Source organism: Staphylococcus sp. FSL W8-1270, assembly GCF_038007165.1.
Lineage (GTDB): Bacteria > Bacillota > Bacilli > Staphylococcales > Staphylococcaceae > Staphylococcus > Staphylococcus hominis.
Window position 1 is genome coordinate 948,900 of record NZ_JBBOWQ010000001.1, and the last position, 17,554, is coordinate 966,453.

The following is a 17,554-nucleotide window of genomic DNA, read 5'->3' on the forward strand; positions in this document are numbered from 1 at the left end:
TATACAAGTATACGCATATATAAAAACCCAAGAATGTATATTTACGATATGACATTCTTAGGTCCGTTAAATTTTAAATATTATTTCATTTGACTGAAGGCATAGTCAGCCGCTTCTAATGTTCGATCAATATCTTCTTCAGTGTGTTCAGTAGTTAAGAACCATGCTTCAAATTTAGAAGGTGCTAAATTAATACCTTGGTTAAGCATAAGTTTAAAGAATTTTGCAAATGCCTCACCATCAGAATTTTCTACTTGTTCGTAGTGTGTTACTTTTTCATCTGTAAAATAGAGTGTTAGCGATCCATAAATACGATTAATTGTTGCAGTAATATGATGTTTTTCGATAAGTTTATTTAAACCATCTTCTAAACGTTTACCCAAATTATCTAATTTCTCATATACACCATCTTGCTCTAAAACTTCAAGTAATGCAATACCTGCTCTCATTGAAAGTGGGTTACCTGCCATTGTTCCTGCTTGGTATGCTGGGCCTAATGGAGCAACATGTTCCATGATATCTTGACGGCCACCGTAGCCACCGATTGGTAATCCACCACCAACAATTTTACCAAATGCTGTTAAATCTGGATAAACATTTAATAAATCTTGTGCAGCGCCATAATGGAAGCGGAAAGCAGTGATGACTTCATCGTAAATCACTAAAGCCCCATGTTCATGAGTGATGTTGTTAACTTCTTCTAAAAAGCCTGGTTGAGGTTTTACCATACCAAAATTACCTACAATAGGTTCTACTAATACAGCTGCTACTTCATCTCCCCAATGTGACATGGCTTCTTTATAAGATTCAATGTCATTGAAAGGTACAGTAATGACTTCTCTAGCGACACTTTCAGGTACACCAGCTGAATCTGGAGAACCTAATTGAGAAGGTCCGCTTCCTGCAGCAACTAATACTAAATCAGAATGGCCATGATAAGACCCCGCAAATTTAATAATCTTATTTCTTTTAGTATAAGCTCTAGCAACTCGAATTGTAGTCATTACTGCTTCTGTTCCAGAATTAACAAAACGAATTTTTTCTAATGAAGGAATAGCTGCTCGTAATTTTTTACTAAAATCAATTTCAAGTTCAGTCGGTGTACCATATAACACACCTTTAGCCGCTTGATCTTGGATAGCTTCAGTAATATGAGGATGAGCATGACCAGTGATTATAGGACCATATGCTTGTAAATAATCAATGTACTTATTTCCATCGACATCGTAAAGATAAGCGCCATGACCTTCACGCATAACTACGGGAGCACCTCCGCCAACAGCTTTATAAGAGCGTGAAGGAGAATTAACTCCACCTAAAATATATTCATTTGATAACTTTTGAAGACGTTCACTTTCAGTGAAATTCATAGAGTATCAACCTTTCTTATTTAATAATATTCATTACTATCGTAACATAATAATTATAATATGAAGAAATGAGTGATACGATGTTAAAAATAGGAGATCTTTTTCCAAAATTTGAATTAGAGAATCAAAATGGTGAATTAATTACTAATGAAAAAATTATGGGAGAAAAAACAATATTATATTTCTACCCACGAGATAACACACCAACGTGTACAACAGAAGCATGTGACTTTAGAGATAATATACAATACTTTAATGATATGAAAGTTAAAGTTTATGGTATTAGCGGGGATTCTAGAAAAAAACACGAAAACTTTATTAATAAGCATCATTTGAATTTTGATTTGTTAGTTGATGATGAATTTAAGTTATCGAAGGCAGTAGGAATATATCGTTTGAAGAAAAGTTTTGGAAAAGAAAATATGGGAATAGTGAGAACAACGTTTGTAATAGATGAAGCGGGATATATTACAAATATCATTGAAAAAGTAAAAGTTAAAACACAAATAGATGAATTAAAACAAATGCTGGAGTGAGATAAATGAAAATCGTAAGCTTGAAACGTTTAGGTAATATAGAAAATGAATTAATAGAAAAGTATCCTGATATTTCATTTTTGTTTTATGATAAAGCAGATAATATTCCAGATAATGAAAAAAAAGAACTCGAGGTATTGATAGGGTATGACGGGGAGATTAATGAAAGATTTATAAAGTCTTGCCCGAATTTAAAGTGGATTGCATGGTATGCAACAGGCGTAAACAATCTACCATTAGAGTATATTAAGAATAAAGGAATTATTTTAACCAATACTAGAGGAATACAATCAAAGCAACTTTCAGAATATATACTAACTTTTATATTAGATGATCATAAAAAAATGAAAACATCATTTATTAATCAACAAAAGCATATTTATGATAGTACTTTGACAGGTAAACGTTTAAAGGATGAAACAATTTTATTTTTAGGTACTGGAGCTATTGCTCAAGATACTGTAAAGTTATTGACACCTTTCGAATTGAAAATAATAGGTGTAAGTAAAACAGGAAAACAAAAAGAAGGATTTAATCAAACATATGAGATAAATGAATTAGACGAACTATTAGGAGAAGCGGATATAATAATTAATACGTTACCAGAAACCAAAGAAACATATCATTTATTAAACAAACATCACTTCCAATTAATGAAGGAAGATACCTTATTTATTAATGTAGGAAGAGGAACTATAGTAGAAGAAGACGATTTAATTGAAATACTTAAAGAAAAATTAATACGTCATGCTTACTTGGATGTATTCGAAAATGAACCACTAGAATCAGAACATCCACTTTATGATTTAGATAACGTGACAATTACTGCACATATAACTGGTAATGATAAAGAAAATAAAAAGGAAGCAACGAAAATATTTGAAAGAAATCTATCTCATTTTCTCAATAAAGAAGAAATAAGTGAGAACGTAGTAGACTTAAAAGATGGCTATTAATATAAAACTTATGGAATAATTGACAATGCCGTATGAAAGTAGTTATATTATTAATAAGATAATAATAATTATAAAGTAGAAAGATGGTGAAAATGATGAGTGCAGAAATAGAATCAATTGAACATGAGCTTGAACAAGCTATAATAGCATTAAGAAAGTCAGGCGTTCGTATCACGCCTCAAAGACAAGCTATTGTTAGATTTTTAATTAGCTCACATACACATCCTACAGCGGATGAAATTTATCAAGCACTTTCACCTGATTTTCCTAATATAAGTGTTGCGACAATTTACAACAATTTAAGAGTATTTAAGAAGATAGGTATTGTAAAAGAATTGACTTATGGAGATGCATCAAGTAGGTTCGACTTTAATACTCATAATCATTATCATGTTATTTGTGAACGATGCGGTAAAATAGTAGATTTCCATTATCCTCAATTGGATGAAATTGAACAATTAGCTCAACACGTTACAAACTTTGACGTAACACATCATCGAATGGAAATTTATGGATTGTGTGAAGAATGTAAAAATAAAGAATAAAGTTAGGCAATGACTTTAATGTCATTGCTTTTTTGTTTATAAGTAATCAAAGAATTTAAAAGATAAATATTAAATAAAAAAATACCATAGAGTTTTAGTATAAAAAACACTCATTAAAGATAATGAATACATTTAGTGTGAAATATTAAACGATTTTATATTATAAAATTCATTGACGTTCAATAATAAACTTGCTATTATATAAAAGTCGTCAAAAACAAAAGATATTGTTTGAAAACGCAAAGTAAATTAGTTTAAAACAATGTTAAGAAAGTGTAATTTTGACTATTGATTATAAAAACAATTTATTATAAGATATTATTTGTTGAAATATTAATTAACTTTAAAATATTAATTAACTTCAAGAAAAGAAAAATTAAAAAAGTTCTTGACAAAAATAATTAGTATTTGATATAATTAATAAATGTAATTGTTAAAACGAACATTGAAAACTGAATGACAATATGTCAACGTTAATTCCAATAAAGTAACTTAAATGTTACAAACACTATTTAGTATTATGAGCTAATCAAACATCATAAATTTTTATGGAGAGTTTGATCCTGGCTCAGGATGAACGCTGGCGGCGTGCCTAATACATGCAAGTCGAGCGAACAGACGAGGAGCTTGCTCCTTTGATGTTAGCGGCGGACGGGTGAGTAACACGTAGGTAACCTACCTATAAGACTGGGATAACTTCGGGAAACCGGAGCTAATACCGGATAATATTTCGAACCGCATGGTTCGATAGTGAAAGATGGCTTTGCTATCACTTATAGATGGACCTGCGCCGTATTAGCTAGTTGGTAAGGTAACGGCTTACCAAGGCAACGATACGTAGCCGACCTGAGAGGGTGATCGGCCACACTGGAACTGAGACACGGTCCAGACTCCTACGGGAGGCAGCAGTAGGGAATCTTCCGCAATGGGCGAAAGCCTGACGGAGCAACGCCGCGTGAGTGATGAAGGTCTTCGGATCGTAAAACTCTGTTATTAGGGAAGAACAAACGTGTAAGTAACTGTGCACGTCTTGACGGTACCTAATCAGAAAGCCACGGCTAACTACGTGCCAGCAGCCGCGGTAATACGTAGGTGGCAAGCGTTATCCGGAATTATTGGGCGTAAAGCGCGCGTAGGCGGTTTTTTAAGTCTGATGTGAAAGCCCACGGCTCAACCGTGGAGGGTCATTGGAAACTGGAAAACTTGAGTGCAGAAGAGGAAAGTGGAATTCCATGTGTAGCGGTGAAATGCGCAGAGATATGGAGGAACACCAGTGGCGAAGGCGACTTTCTGGTCTGTAACTGACGCTGATGTGCGAAAGCGTGGGGATCAAACAGGATTAGATACCCTGGTAGTCCACGCCGTAAACGATGAGTGCTAAGTGTTAGGGGGTTTCCGCCCCTTAGTGCTGCAGCTAACGCATTAAGCACTCCGCCTGGGGAGTACGACCGCAAGGTTGAAACTCAAAGGAATTGACGGGGACCCGCACAAGCGGTGGAGCATGTGGTTTAATTCGAAGCAACGCGAAGAACCTTACCAAATCTTGACATCCTTTGACCCTTCTAGAGATAGAAGTTTCCCCTTCGGGGGACAAAGTGACAGGTGGTGCATGGTTGTCGTCAGCTCGTGTCGTGAGATGTTGGGTTAAGTCCCGCAACGAGCGCAACCCTTAAGCTTAGTTGCCATCATTAAGTTGGGCACTCTAAGTTGACTGCCGGTGACAAACCGGAGGAAGGTGGGGATGACGTCAAATCATCATGCCCCTTATGATTTGGGCTACACACGTGCTACAATGGACAATACAAAGGGCAGCGAAACCGCGAGGTCAAGCAAATCCCATAAAGTTGTTCTCAGTTCGGATTGTAGTCTGCAACTCGACTACATGAAGCTGGAATCGCTAGTAATCGTAGATCAGCATGCTACGGTGAATACGTTCCCGGGTCTTGTACACACCGCCCGTCACACCACGAGAGTTTGTAACACCCGAAGCCGGTGGAGTAACCATTTGGAGCTAGCCGTCGAAGGTGGGACAAATGATTGGGGTGAAGTCGTAACAAGGTAGCCGTATCGGAAGGTGCGGCTGGATCACCTCCTTTCTAAGGATATATTCGGAACATCTCGTAGAGATGATATGGAATAACGTGACATATTGTATTCAGTTTTGAATGTTTATTTTAAACATTTAAATATTTAATGGGCCTGTAGCTCAGCTGGTTAGAGCGCACGCCTGATAAGCGTGAGGTCGGTGGTTCGAGTCCACTCAGGCCCACCATTAAGTATTAATAATTTGGGGGCTTAGCTCAGCTGGGAGAGCGCCTGCTTTGCACGCAGGAGGTCAGCGGTTCGATCCCGCTAGTCTCCACCATTAAATTTGTACATTGAAAACTAGATAAGTAAGTAAATAGATTTTACCAAGCAAAACCGAGTGAATAGAGTTTTAAAAAAGCTTGAATTCATAAAAAATAATCGCTAGTGTTCGAAAGAACACTCACAGATTAATAACTATATTAGATTAAGTTATTAAGGGCGCACGGTGGATGCCTTGGCACTAGAAGCCGATGAAGGACGTTACTAACGACGATATGCTTTGGGTAGCTGTAAGTAAGCGTTGATCCAGAGATTTCCGAATGGGGGAACCCAGCACAAGTTATGTTGTGTTATCGACAAGTGAATTCATAGCTTGTCAGAAGGCAGACCCGGAGAACTGAAACATCTTAGTACCCGGAGGAAGAGAAAGAAAATTCGATTCCCTGAGTAGCGGCGAGCGAAACGGGAAGAGCCCAAACCAATAAGCTTGCTTATTGGGGTTGTAGGACACTCTATACGGAGTTACAAAGGAATATATTAAACGAATCATCTGGAAAGTTGAATCAAAGAAGGTAATAATCCTGTAGTTGAAAATATATTCTCTCTTGAGTGGATCCTGAGTACGACGGAGCACGTGAAATTCCGTCGGAATCTGGGAGGACCATCTCCTAAGGCTAAATACTCTCTAGTGACCGATAGTGAACCAGTACCGTGAGGGAAAGGTGAAAAGTACCCCGGAAGGGGAGTGAAAGAGAACTTGAAACCGTGTGCTTACAAGTAGTCAGAGCCCGTTAATGGGTGATGGCGTGCCTTTTGTAGAATGAACCGGCGAGTTACGATCTGATGCAAGGTTAAGCAGAAAATGTGGAGCCGTAGCGAAAGCGAGTCTGAATAGGGCGTATAGTATTTGGTCGTAGACCCGAAACCAGGTGATCTACCCATGGTCAGGTTGAAGTTCAGGTAACACTGAATGGAGGACCGAACCGACTTACGTTGAAAAGTGAGCGGATGAACTGTGGGTAGCGGAGAAATTCCAATCGAACTTGGAGATAGCTGGTTCTCTCCGAAATAGCTTTAGGGCTAGCCTCAAGTGATGATTATTGGAGGTAGAGCACTGTTTGGACGAGGGGCCCCTCTCGGGTTACCGAATTCAGACAAACTCCGAATGCCAATTAATTTAACTTGGGAGTCAGAACATGGGTGATAAGGTCCGTGTTCGAAAGGGAAACAGCCCAGACCACCAGCTAAGGTCCCAAAATATATGTTAAGTGGAAAAGGATGTGGCGTTGCCCAGACAACTAGGATGTTGGCTTAGAAGCAGCCATCATTTAAAGAGTGCGTAATAGCTCACTAGTCGAGTGACACTGCGCCGAAAATGTACCGGGGCTAAACATATTACCGAAGCTGTGGATTGTCCTTTGGACAATGGTAGGAGAGCGTTCTAAGGGCGTTGAAGCATGATCGCAAGGACATGTGGAGCGCTTAGAAGTGAGAATGCCGGTGTGAGTAGCGAAAGACGGGTGAGAATCCCGTCCACCGATTGACTAAGGTTTCCAGAGGAAGGCTCGTCCGCTCTGGGTTAGTCGGGTCCTAAGCTGAGGCCGACAGGCGTAGGCGATGGATAACAGGTTGATATTCCTGTACCACCTATAATCGTTTTAATCGATGGGGGGACGCAGTAGGATAGGCGAAGCGTACGATTGGATTGTACGTCTAAGCAGTGAGATTGAGTGTTAGGCAAATCCGGCACTCTTAAGATTGAGCTGTGATGGGGAGAGGAAATTGTTTCCTCGAGTCGTTGATTTCACACTGCCGAGAAAAGCCTCTAGATAGAGATTAGGTGCCCGTACCGCAAACCGACACAGGTAGTCAAGATGAGAATTCTAAGGTGAGCGAGCGAACTCTCGTTAAGGAACTCGGCAAAATGACCCCGTAACTTCGGGAGAAGGGGTGCTCTTTAGGGTGCAAGCCCAGAAGAGCCGCAGTGAATAGGCCCAAGCGACTGTTTATCAAAAACACAGGTCTCTGCTAAACCGTAAGGTGATGTATAGGGGCTGACGCCTGCCCGGTGCTGGAAGGTTAAGAGGAGTGGTTAGCTTCTGCGAAGCTACGAATCGAAGCCCCAGTAAACGGCGGCCGTAACTATAACGGTCCTAAGGTAGCGAAATTCCTTGTCGGGTAAGTTCCGACCCGCACGAAAGGCGTAACGATTTGGGCACTGTCTCAACGAGAGACTCGGTGAAATCATAGTACCTGTGAAGATGCAGGTTACCCGCGACAGGACGGAAAGACCCCGTGGAGCTTTACTGTAGCCTGATATTGAAATTCGGCACAGCTTGTACAGGATAGGTAGGAGCCTTTGAAACGTGAGCGCTAGCTTACGTGGAGGCGTTGGTGGGATACTACCCTAGCTGTGTTGGCTTTCTAACCCGCACCACTTATCGTGGTGGGAGACAGTGTCAGGCGGGCAGTTTGACTGGGGCGGTCGCCTCCTAAAAGGTAACGGAGGCGCTCAAAGGTTCCCTCAGAATGGTTGGAAATCATTCATAGAGTGTAAAGGCATAAGGGAGCTTGACTGCGAGACCTACAAGTCGAGCAGGGTCGAAAGACGGACTTAGTGATCCGGTGGTTCCGCATGGAAGGGCCATCGCTCAACGGATAAAAGCTACCCCGGGGATAACAGGCTTATCTCCCCCAAGAGTTCACATCGACGGGGAGGTTTGGCACCTCGATGTCGGCTCATCGCATCCTGGGGCTGTAGTCGGTCCCAAGGGTTGGGCTGTTCGCCCATTAAAGCGGTACGCGAGCTGGGTTCAGAACGTCGTGAGACAGTTCGGTCCCTATCCGTCGTGGGCGTAGGAAATTTGAGAGGAGCTGTCCTTAGTACGAGAGGACCGGGATGGACATACCTCTGGTGTACCAGTTGTCGTGCCAACGGCATAGCTGGGTAGCTATGTATGGACGGGATAAGTGCTGAAAGCATCTAAGCATGAAGCCCCCCTCAAGATGAGATTTCCCAACTTCGGTTATAAGATCCCTCAGAGATGATGAGGTTAATAGGTTCGAGGTGGAAGCGTGGTGACACGTGGAGCTGACGAATACTAATCGATCGAAGACTTAATCAATTTTTTCAAGTTTTGCGACGCAAATCTTTACTTACTATCTAGTTTTGAATGTATAATCATTCATTTGTCTGGTGACAATGGCAAGGAGGTCACACCTGTTCCCATGCCGAACACAGAAGTTAAGCTCCTTAGCGCCGATGGTAGTTGGACTGACGTTCCGCTAGAGTAGGACGTTGCCAGACATATATATTGGAGAATTAGCTCAGCTGGGAGAGCATCTGCCTTACAAGCAGAGGGTCGGCGGTTCGATCCCGTCATTCTCCACCATTCAATTTAATAGCCGGCCTAGCTCAATTGGTAGAGCAACTGACTTGTAATCAGTAGGTTGGGGGTTCAAGTCCTCTGGCCGGCACCATCTAAGAGCCATTAGCTCAGTTGGTAGAGCATCTGACTTTTAATCAGAGGGTCAGAGGTTCGAATCCTCTATGGCTCACATGTATACGCGGGTGTGGCGGAATTGGCAGACGCACTAGACTTAGGATCTAGCGCCTTACGGCGTGGGGGTTCGACTCCCTTCACCCGCATATGCGGAAGTAGTTCAGTGGTAGAACACCACCTTGCCAAGGTGGGGGTCGCGGGTTCGAATCCCGTCTTCCGCTCCATTATTTTGCCGGGGTGGCGGAACTGGCAGACGCACAGGACTTAAAATCCTGCGGTGAGAGATCACCGTACCGGTTCGATTCCGGTCCTCGGCATTATTATTTTGCGCCCGTAGCTCAATTGGATAGAGCGTTTGACTACGGATCAAAAGGTTATGGGTTCGACTCCTATCGGGCGCGTTCTCTTACGGGAAGTAGCTCAGCTTGGTAGAGCACTTGGTTTGGGACCAAGGGGTCGCAGGTTCGAATCCTGTCTTCCCGATAGGAAATTTAAAATTTATTATGGGGGCTTAGCTCAGCTGGGAGAGCGCCTGCTTTGCACGCAGGAGGTCAGCGGTTCGATCCCGCTAGTCTCCACCATTTAAATCATTTACAAACTATATAACGGCGGTGTAGCTCAGCTGGCTAGAGCGTACGGTTCATACCCGTGAGGTCGGGGGTTCGATCCCCTCCACCGCCACTAATTATTAGTTGTAGAATTAAAATTTGGACCTTTAGCTCAGTTGGTTAGAGCTAACGGCTCATAACCGTTCGGTCGCAGGTTCGAGTCCTGCAAGGTCCATATAATTTTGGAGGAATACCCAAGTCCGGCTGAAGGGATCGGTCTTGAAAACCGACAGGAGCTTAACGGCTCGCGGGGGTTCGAATCCCTCTTCCTCCGTATTTGGTCTCGTAGTGTAGCGGTTAACACGCCTGCCTGTCACGCAGGAGATCGCGGGTTCGATTCCCGTCGAGACCGCCATCTAATAATTTAATAGCAATTTACCTATAAAATGTGGAGGAATACCCAAGTCCGGCTGAAGGGATCGGTCTTGAAAACCGACAGGGCCTTAACGGGCCGCGGGGGTTCGAATCCCTCTTCCTCCGCCATTTTTATTATCGCGGGATGGAGCAGTTCGGTAGCTCGTCGGGCTCATAACCCGAAGGTCGGTGGTTCAAATCCGCCTCCCGCAATTTGTTTTGGTCTCGTAGTGTAGCGGTTAACACGCCTGCCTGTCACGCAGGAGATCGCGGGTTCGATTCCCGTCGAGACCGCCATTTAATCATTTTAATATATATGGTTCAGTAGCTCAGTTGGTAGAGCAATGGATTGAAGCTCCATGTGTCGGCAGTTCGACTCTGTCCTGAACCATTTCTTGCCGGCCTAGCTCAATTGGTAGAGCAACTGACTTGTAATCAGTAGGTTGGGGGTTCAAGTCCTCTGGCCGGCACCATCTTAACGGAGGGGTAGCGAAGTGGCTAAACGCGGCGGACTGTAAATCCGCTCCTTCGGGTTCGGCAGTTCGAATCTGCCCCCCTCCACCATCATAAATAGGGACATAGTTCAACGGTAGAATAGAGGTCTCCAAAACCTTTGATGTGGGTTCGATTCCTACTGTCCCTGCCATGGCGGTTGTGGCGAAGTGGTTAACGCATCGGATTGTGGTTCCGACACTCGTGGGTTCGATTCCCATCAACCGCCCTTTATTATTAATGGGCTATAGCCAAGCGGTAAGGCAACGGACTTTGACTCCGTCACGCGCTGGTTCGAATCCAGCTAGCCCAGTTTTTTTTGGCGGCATAGCCAAGTGGTAAGGCAGAGGTCTGCAAAACCTTTATCACCGGTTCAAATCCGGTTGCCGCCTCCATGTGCTATGCGGGAGTAGTTCAATTTTAGAACACATTCCTTCCCGGAATGAGATATAGGTGTAAGTCCTATCTTCCGCTCCATAATTTGATACAATGCGGGAGTATTTCAACTTTTAGAATATGTTCCTTCCCGGAACAAGGTATAGGTGCAAGTCCTATCTTCCGCTCCATAATTTGATATAATGCGGGAGTATTTCAATTTTTAGAATATGTTCCTTCCCGGAACAAGATATAGGTGCAAGTCCTATCTTCCGCTCCATAATTGCTTCCATAGGGAAGTTTTTTATTTATATATATTAAGCCGGCGTGGCGGAATTGGCAGACGCGCGGGACTCAAAATCCCGTTCCTTTATTGGAGTGTCGGTTCGACCCCGACCGCCGGTATGTAATGGATTTAAAAGGATTAAGTAGAACACTCTACTTAATCCTTTTTTATTTGATATTTTTTTAACTACTTATTTTATATTGTATAAAATGAGATAATATAATATTATATAGCTAATATTTAAAAATGGAGGCTATTATGAGTAGAACTAGAATAAACTTAAAATATTTTTTTAGTAATATTCTTAATGCAGTTGGTGCAGGAGTAGTTATTGCATTACTTCCAAATGCACTTTTAGGAGAACTACTAAAATTATTTAAAGATCAACATCCAATATTAGAGCTTGTTTTTCAATTAGTGACAATTATTCAATCATTTATGGCATTTATTATTGGAATACTGGCAGCACATCAATTCAAATTTAGTGGTGCGGGTGCTAGTATGATAGGTATATCAGCAATGTTGGGCTCTGGAGCTATACAAATGAATGCCAATGGTATTGCATTAAAAGGAATTGGCGATATTATAAACGTAATTTTAGTTATTATTATCGCATGTGCTTTATATTTATTATTACAAGGAAAATTTGGTTCTTTAGAAATGATTATTTTACCTGTATTTATTCCAGTAGTCAGCGGATTAATTGGATTAACGACTTTGCCATATATACAAATTATCACAAAAAGTTTAGGACATGTGATTAATTCATTTACTGAATTTAATCCTTTAATCATGTCTATCTTAATAAGTGTGACATTTTCACTACTAATGGTTACGCCAATTTCTCTAGTTGCTATTGCTACAGCTATTAGTTTAAATGGGTTAGGTAGTGGTGCTGCTAACATGGGAATTGTTGCTGCATGCGTTACTTTTTTCTTTGGTTCTTTACGTGTCAATTCAGTTGGTGTCAATTTAGTTTTGTTTATTGGCGCTGCGAAGATGATGATTCCTGTTTATTTAAAACATTTAATCATTGCAATACCATTAACCATTAATGGTATTATTTCCGGTTTGTTAACATACTTCATTGGAATAAAAGGAACACCATTATCAGCTGGATTTGGTTATACAGGATTAGTTGGTCCAATTAATGCGTTTAATAGAATGCCGGGTGATTCAACATTTAATATTCTTCTATTAGCATTAGGTTATTTTATTGTTCCATTCATTAGTGCTTTTATTATTCATGAATTATGCAAAAAGTTTATACCATCATATAATGATAATATTTATAGATTTGAAATCACTCACCAATAATATTATTTTAAAGGTATTTAAGCATCTATAGTAATGTAGATGCTTTTTTTATTCGAATTTTTTATTGCATATTAATACTTTATTGTGTATAATAATTAAAAAGTTATAGGAGGTTGCTATATGAAATATATTTTTAAAACAATGATCATAGCAATCTTAATTGGTTTGACCTTTATAAATATAGAACCTATGGCTCACGCTGATCAAGATGCAAAATGGGAAAAAATTAAGGAAAGTGGAGAATTAAGGGTAGGATTATCAGCTGATTATGCACCATTTGAATTTGAAAAGACTGTAAAAGGTAAGAGTGAATACGCAGGTATAGATATCGATTTAGCTAAAAAAATTGCTAAAGATAATCACTTAAAATTAAAAATTGTGAATATGCAATTTGATAGTTTACTCGGTGCATTAAAAACGGGAAAAATTGATGTTATTATTTCTGGTATGACTTCAACACCAGAAAGAAAGAAAGAAGTTGATTTCTCAGATTCTTATACTAAAACGGGCAATGTAATGCTTATTAGAAAAAGCGATAAAAATAAATTTCATACATTAAAAGACTTTTCTAATAAAAAAGTTGCAGCACAAAAAGGGACTGAACAAGAAAAAATTGCGCAACAAGAAATAGAGAATGCAGACATTAGTTCATTAAATCGTCTACCAGATGCTATTCTTGCAGTTAAAAGTAATAAGGTAGAAGGGTTGGTAATAGAAAAACCTGTTGCTGAAGCATATGTAAAACAAAATAACAGCTTAATGATAGCTAATGTGAATTTTAATGAAGAAAAGAAAGATAATGTCATAGCTGTGCCAAAAAATTCACCTATTCTTTTAGCGAATGTTAATAAATCTATTAAGGAAGTCAATGACCAACATTTAATTAGCAAATACATGGACAAAGCTTCTAAAGATATGCAAGACGATAGTAGTTTTTTTGATAAGTATGGTGCATTTTTTATCAAAGGACTTAAAAATACAATTTTAATATCAATGATTGGTGTAGTATTAGGAGCAGTATTAGGAGCTTTAATTGCTTTAGCTAAATTGAGTAAGTTTAAATTGCTTTCATGGATTGCCTCTATTTACATAGAATTTTTAAGAGGAACACCGATGTTAGTTCAAGTATTTTTAGTTTTCTTTGGAACGACAGCTGTTCTAGGTTTAGACGTTTCAGCATTAGTATGTGGTACTATCGCACTAGTTATTAATTCTTCTGCTTATATTGCAGAAATATTTAGAGCTGGAATTAATGCTGTTGATAAAGGGCAAACAGAGGCAGCGCAATGTTTAGGATTAAATTATTCTAAAACAATGAGATATATCATTTTACCCCAAGCAATTAAAAATATTTTACCAGCGTTAGGTAATGAATTTGTAACACTAATTAAAGAATCATCTATTGTTTCTACTATAGGAGTAGGAGAAATTATGTTTAACGCTCAGGTTGTACAAGGTATTTCATTTGATCCTTTTACACCGTTAATTATCGCTGCGATAATGTACTTTGTTTTAACATTTACATTATCTAGAGGTATGAGTTTAATCGAAGGGAGAATGAAAGCCAGTGATTAAAGTTCAAAATTTAAATAAGTCATTTAATAAAAATGAAGTACTCAAAGATATAAATTTAGAAATTAATAAAGGAGAAGTTGTAGCAATTATAGGACCATCAGGAAGTGGTAAAAGTACATTATTAAGATGTATGAATTTATTAGAAACACCATCAAATGGAAAAGTGATTTTTGAAGGAAAAGAATTAACACATAAAAATATAAATTTAAGTGAATTACGTCAAAAAATGGGAATGGTATTTCAAAATTTCAATTTATTTCCTCACAAAACAGTATTAGAAAATGTCATTTTAGCACCTAAGTTGTTAAAAAAAGTTGATTTAAAAAAACTAGAAATTGAAGGTAAAGCACTTCTAAAAAAAGTAGGACTTGAAGAGAAAGCTAACGCATATCCTTCTCAACTCTCTGGCGGACAAAAACAAAGGGTAGCAATAGCAAGAGCTTTAGCTATGCATCCTGATGTCATATTATTTGATGAGCCAACATCAGCACTTGATCCTGAAGTTGTTTATGAAGTACTTAAAGTTATGAAAGATTTAGCTAAAGAGGGTATGACAATGGTGGTTGTAACTCATGAAATGGGTTTTGCTAAAGATGTTGGTGATAAAGTAATATTTATGGCAGATGGATATGTCGTTGAAAGTGAAACACCTGATCAATTATTTAATCATCCCAAACATGAAAGAACTAAAAACTTTTTGGCGAAAGTATTATAGCATGTTGTATATGAAGACTGATAAAACATTTATAAGGTTTTATATCTAAAAAGTAATAAAAGTTAATTAAGAAAAGAAGATAGAATTTATTCTGAATTATAAATATAGACTTTCTTTATAACATTCTCAAAGTTAAAGAATCTGAGATACTTTAAAGTATATCTCAGATTCTTTTTTATTTATAAAAATATTTAATATCATAAAAAATTAAGATTATGTTAAAATGTTCTATGGACTTTTTTATAGGAGGCAAGAGTGTTGATGAACCATCAACTTAAACAGGAAATCATTGACTATGCGTATTCCATTGGTATAGATAGTATTGGTTTTACTACTGCTGATCCTTTCGATGAACTGAAACAAAAGTTAGTAGATTATCATGAAAAAGGTTATGCATCAGGTTTTGAAGAATCAGATATTGCGTTACGAACAGAACCTAAATTATCTTTACCCACAGCGCGTTCTATTATAGCTATTGCTGTTGGTTATCCAAATAAGCTAAAGGGAGCGCCAAAAAGTGTAAAAGGCGATAGAAGAGGAATGTTTGCGAGAGCCTCTTGGGGTCAAGATTATCATTCAATTATGAAAAAAAGATTAGACAAATTAAGTGAATTTATTCAATCTAAGGTTCCTGATGTCGAAATAAAAAGCATGGTTGACACTGGAGTACTTTCAGATCGCGCTGTAGCTGAAAGAGCAGGATTAGGATTCGTTGGTAGAAATGGATTTGTTATTAATCCAAAACTAGGAACTTGGACATATTTAGGAGAAATGTTAGTTAGTATTCCTTTTGAACCGGATGATCCTATATTAGACAGTTGTGGAGATTGTACAATTTGTGTAGATAGATGTCCAACGGGTGCTTTAGTAGGGAATGGTCAACTGAATTCTCAAAAATGTATCAGCTTTTTAACTCAAACTAAAGGATATTTAAAAGATGAGTATCGATATAAAATTGGTAATCGTCTTTATGGTTGTGATACTTGTCAACAAGTTTGTCCGAAAAATAGAGGCATTAATACAACTCACGAAGATATTATTTTAGAACCAGAAATATTAAAGCCACGTTTAGTTCCATTGTTACAAATGAGTAATAAAGAATTTAAAAATACTTATGGTCATTTGGCAGGAGCATGGAGAGGTAAGAAACCTATACAGCGGAATGCAATTATTGCACTTGCACATTTTGGTGAAGAAGCGGCTATTCCTGAATTAAAGGAAGTGGCATTGAATGATCCAAGACCCATGATAAGAGGAACAGCATATTGGGCTATTGGCCAAATACTAGGCGATGATGCAAGAACATTTATTTATGAGCATTTTGATAATGAGATTGAAGAAGTTCAAGTTGAAATGAGAAAAGGACTAGAAATGAGGAAATAAAAATGACAAACCATATTGTGTTATTCCAACCAGAAATACCTGCAAACACTGGGAATATTGCACGTACATGCGCAGGTACCAATACACACTTGCATTTAATTAAACCATTAGGCTTTAGTACAGATGACAAGATGCTAAAACGAGCTGGATTAGATTATTGGGAACATGTTAATATCACTTATCATGAAAACATTGAATCATTTTTCGAAGTGACAAATGGTAAATATTATTTACTTACTAAATTTGGTAAACAAACTTATAGTGATTTTGATTTTTCAAATACTGAAGTAGAAAATTATTTTATCTTTGGTAGAGAAACTACAGGTTTACCAGATTGGGTAAAAGAGAAATATGCAGATACTGCTTTAAGAATTCCTATGAGTGATCATATTCGTTCTTTAAATTTATCTAATACTGCTGCTTTATTGATTTATGAAGCATTACGACAACAAAACTTCCCAGGATTAAAGTAGAATTTAAAATTAATTACTATAATAGAATAAAAAATGTTATATTTATTAATGAATTATTATAAAAATTTTAAAATAGTTTGATATCCCCTTAAATAGGGTAATTTAGTAAATAAATGAATTATTTTAGTTGAACTTTACATTTAGAGGAGTGTAATTATTATGGCAATGAATTTTAAAGTATTCGAAGATAAACAACATGCAGCAGACTATGCTGGAGATATTATTAGAAAACAATTTAACAATAACCCAACTACCATTGCTGGTTTCCATTTAAACAAGGATTCTGCACCTGTATTAGATGAATTAAAAAAATCAGTTGATCGTAACGCTGTAGATTTTAGTCAAATTAATATTCTTGACTATGACGATAATCATTCGTTCTATGAAGCTTTAGGTGTACCTTCTGAGCAAGTATATTCTATTAGTCTTGATGATGATGCTGAATCATTAATCAATGATAGAATTAAAACAAAAGAAAATAAAGGAAAACTTACTTTACAAGTTGTTTCAATTGATAACTCTGGACATTTAGATGTTAATATTCGTCAAGGTTTGATGAAGGCACGCGAAATTATCTTAGTTGTAACTGGTGCTGAAAAAAGTGAAGTTATCAAACGATTATATGAAGAAAATGGTAAATCAAACTTTTTACCTGCTGATTTAAAAGTACATCGTATGGTAACAGTTGTTTTAGACAGAGCTGCTGCTGATGGATTACCAGAAGACGTTAAAGAATACTTCACAGCGAGATTTGCATAA

General features: G+C 38.2%; 11 protein-coding genes, 29 tRNA genes and 3 rRNA genes. 41 read left to right on the plus strand and 2 right to left on the minus strand.

The features are described from left to right. Positions 1-80: 80 nt before the first annotated feature. Positions 81-1,370 (minus strand): glutamate-1-semialdehyde 2,1-aminomutase, encoded by a 1,290-nt coding sequence (locus NSU06_RS04745; protein WP_017175212.1) that lies wholly within the window; start codon positions 1,368-1,370, stop codon positions 81-83. A gap of 80 nt (positions 1,371-1,450) precedes the next feature. Between NSU06_RS04745 and NSU06_RS04750 the strand changes: the two genes are divergently transcribed. The 35 genes from NSU06_RS04750 to NSU06_RS04920 all read left to right on the plus strand — a co-directional run bounded on the left by NSU06_RS04750 (position 1,451) and on the right by NSU06_RS04920 (position 11,451). After that, positions 1,451-1,906, plus strand: coding sequence for a peroxiredoxin (locus NSU06_RS04750; RefSeq protein ID WP_017175211.1), 456 nt, complete (start codon positions 1,451-1,453; stop codon positions 1,904-1,906). A 5-nt stretch (positions 1,907-1,911) separates the two neighbouring features. Beyond that, positions 1,912-2,862, plus strand: coding sequence for a phosphoglycerate dehydrogenase (locus NSU06_RS04755; protein ID WP_017175210.1), 951 nt, complete (start codon positions 1,912-1,914; stop codon positions 2,860-2,862). Positions 2,863-2,957: 95 nt separating this feature from the next. Continuing rightward, a complete protein-coding gene (perR, locus tag NSU06_RS04760) occupies positions 2,958-3,407 on the plus strand; it encodes a peroxide-responsive transcriptional repressor PerR (RefSeq protein WP_017175209.1) in 450 nt (149 codons plus the stop codon). A 545-nt stretch (positions 3,408-3,952) separates the two neighbouring features. Then, a 16S ribosomal RNA gene (locus NSU06_RS04765) occupies positions 3,953-5,503 on the plus strand. Between the two features lie 99 nt (positions 5,504-5,602). Continuing rightward, positions 5,603-5,679: transfer RNA gene (locus NSU06_RS04770), tRNA-Ile, on the plus strand. A gap of 17 nt (positions 5,680-5,696) precedes the next feature. Next, positions 5,697-5,772, plus strand: a tRNA-Ala gene (locus NSU06_RS04775). Positions 5,773-5,917: 145 nt separating this feature from the next. Then, positions 5,918-8,839, plus strand: a 23S ribosomal RNA gene (locus tag NSU06_RS04780). A 67-nt stretch (positions 8,840-8,906) separates the two neighbouring features. Next, positions 8,907-9,021, plus strand: a 5S ribosomal RNA gene (gene rrf / locus NSU06_RS04785). Together the 16S, 23S and 5S rRNA genes with 29 tRNA genes alongside form the textbook arrangement of a ribosomal RNA operon. Positions 9,022-9,030: 9 nt before the next feature. Continuing rightward, positions 9,031-9,106 (plus strand) — tRNA-Val (locus NSU06_RS04790). 12 nt (positions 9,107-9,118) lie between these two features. Next, a tRNA-Thr gene (locus NSU06_RS04795) sits at positions 9,119-9,194 on the plus strand. Positions 9,195-9,199: 5 nt separating this feature from the next. Then, positions 9,200-9,272, plus strand: a tRNA-Lys gene (locus NSU06_RS04800). Between the two features lie 9 nt (positions 9,273-9,281). Beyond that, positions 9,282-9,363 (plus strand) — tRNA-Leu (locus tag NSU06_RS04805). 3 nt (positions 9,364-9,366) lie between these two features. Beyond that, positions 9,367-9,441, plus strand: a tRNA-Gly gene (locus NSU06_RS04810). Positions 9,442-9,448: 7 nt separating this feature from the next. Next, positions 9,449-9,534, plus strand: a tRNA-Leu gene (locus NSU06_RS04815). A 10-nt stretch (positions 9,535-9,544) separates the two neighbouring features. Continuing rightward, positions 9,545-9,618, plus strand: a tRNA-Arg gene (locus tag NSU06_RS04820). Between the two features lie 8 nt (positions 9,619-9,626). Continuing rightward, positions 9,627-9,700, plus strand: a tRNA-Pro gene (locus tag NSU06_RS04825). A 22-nt stretch (positions 9,701-9,722) separates the two neighbouring features. Continuing rightward, a tRNA-Ala gene (locus NSU06_RS04830) sits at positions 9,723-9,798 on the plus strand. 26 nt (positions 9,799-9,824) lie between these two features. Continuing rightward, a tRNA-Met gene (locus NSU06_RS04835) sits at positions 9,825-9,898 on the plus strand. 28 nt (positions 9,899-9,926) lie between these two features. After that, positions 9,927-10,000 (plus strand) — tRNA-Ile (locus tag NSU06_RS04840). Between the two features lie 9 nt (positions 10,001-10,009). After that, positions 10,010-10,099 (plus strand) — tRNA-Ser (locus NSU06_RS04845). Between the two features lie 5 nt (positions 10,100-10,104). Beyond that, positions 10,105-10,180 (plus strand) — tRNA-Asp (locus NSU06_RS04850). A gap of 35 nt (positions 10,181-10,215) precedes the next feature. Continuing rightward, positions 10,216-10,308 (plus strand) — tRNA-Ser (locus tag NSU06_RS04855). Positions 10,309-10,318: 10 nt separating this feature from the next. Continuing rightward, positions 10,319-10,392: transfer RNA gene (locus NSU06_RS04860), tRNA-Met, on the plus strand. Positions 10,393-10,400: 8 nt separating this feature from the next. Next, positions 10,401-10,476 (plus strand) — tRNA-Asp (locus tag NSU06_RS04865). 21 nt (positions 10,477-10,497) lie between these two features. Then, positions 10,498-10,570, plus strand: a tRNA-Phe gene (locus NSU06_RS04870). 6 nt (positions 10,571-10,576) lie between these two features. Next, positions 10,577-10,652 (plus strand) — tRNA-Thr (locus tag NSU06_RS04875). A 7-nt stretch (positions 10,653-10,659) separates the two neighbouring features. Beyond that, positions 10,660-10,743: transfer RNA gene (locus NSU06_RS04880), tRNA-Tyr, on the plus strand. Between the two features lie 8 nt (positions 10,744-10,751). Continuing rightward, positions 10,752-10,825: transfer RNA gene (locus tag NSU06_RS04885), tRNA-Trp, on the plus strand. Positions 10,826-10,827: 2 nt separating this feature from the next. Further along, positions 10,828-10,900, plus strand: a tRNA-His gene (locus NSU06_RS04890). Between the two features lie 12 nt (positions 10,901-10,912). Beyond that, positions 10,913-10,984: transfer RNA gene (locus NSU06_RS04895), tRNA-Gln, on the plus strand. Positions 10,985-10,992: 8 nt separating this feature from the next. Further along, positions 10,993-11,066 (plus strand) — tRNA-Cys (locus NSU06_RS04900). 8 nt (positions 11,067-11,074) lie between these two features. Beyond that, a tRNA-Gly gene (locus tag NSU06_RS04905) sits at positions 11,075-11,148 on the plus strand. 14 nt (positions 11,149-11,162) lie between these two features. After that, a tRNA-Gly gene (locus tag NSU06_RS04910) sits at positions 11,163-11,237 on the plus strand. A 14-nt stretch (positions 11,238-11,251) separates the two neighbouring features. Further along, positions 11,252-11,326 (plus strand) — tRNA-Gly (locus tag NSU06_RS04915). A gap of 41 nt (positions 11,327-11,367) precedes the next feature. Next, positions 11,368-11,451: transfer RNA gene (locus NSU06_RS04920), tRNA-Leu, on the plus strand. Between the two features lie 114 nt (positions 11,452-11,565). Here NSU06_RS04920 and NSU06_RS11575 read toward each other — a convergent pair. Then, entirely contained in the window at positions 11,566-11,664 is a 99-nt protein-coding gene (locus NSU06_RS11575; protein ID WP_353626971.1) for a hypothetical protein, read from the minus strand. Here NSU06_RS11575 and NSU06_RS04925 point away from each other — a divergent pair. From NSU06_RS04925 to NSU06_RS04950, 6 genes are all read left to right on the plus strand, one after another. Beyond that, a complete protein-coding gene (locus NSU06_RS04925) occupies positions 11,633-12,649 on the plus strand; it encodes a PTS transporter subunit IIC (protein ID WP_353626972.1) in 1,017 nt (338 codons plus the stop codon). The genes NSU06_RS11575 and NSU06_RS04925 overlap by 32 nt on opposite strands. A gap of 120 nt (positions 12,650-12,769) precedes the next feature. Next, positions 12,770-14,224, plus strand: coding sequence for an ABC transporter substrate-binding protein/permease (locus NSU06_RS04930; protein ID WP_049379458.1), 1,455 nt, complete (start codon positions 12,770-12,772; stop codon positions 14,222-14,224). Next, positions 14,217-14,939, plus strand: coding sequence for an amino acid ABC transporter ATP-binding protein (locus tag NSU06_RS04935; RefSeq protein WP_019835687.1), 723 nt, complete (start codon positions 14,217-14,219; stop codon positions 14,937-14,939). Before NSU06_RS04930 ends, NSU06_RS04935 begins: the two co-directional genes overlap by 8 nt. Before the next feature lie 261 nt (positions 14,940-15,200). After that, positions 15,201-16,322, plus strand: coding sequence for a tRNA epoxyqueuosine(34) reductase QueG (queG, locus tag NSU06_RS04940; protein ID WP_017176402.1), 1,122 nt, complete (start codon positions 15,201-15,203; stop codon positions 16,320-16,322). A gap of 2 nt (positions 16,323-16,324) precedes the next feature. Beyond that, complete coding sequence (gene trmL, locus NSU06_RS04945; protein ID WP_017176401.1) at positions 16,325-16,795, plus strand: tRNA (uridine(34)/cytosine(34)/5-carboxymethylaminomethyluridine(34)-2'-O)-methyltransferase TrmL; 471 nt, start codon at positions 16,325-16,327, stop codon at positions 16,793-16,795. Positions 16,796-16,954: 159 nt separating this feature from the next. Continuing rightward, complete coding sequence (locus NSU06_RS04950) at positions 16,955-17,554, plus strand: 6-phosphogluconolactonase (protein ID WP_017176400.1); 600 nt, start codon at positions 16,955-16,957, stop codon at positions 17,552-17,554.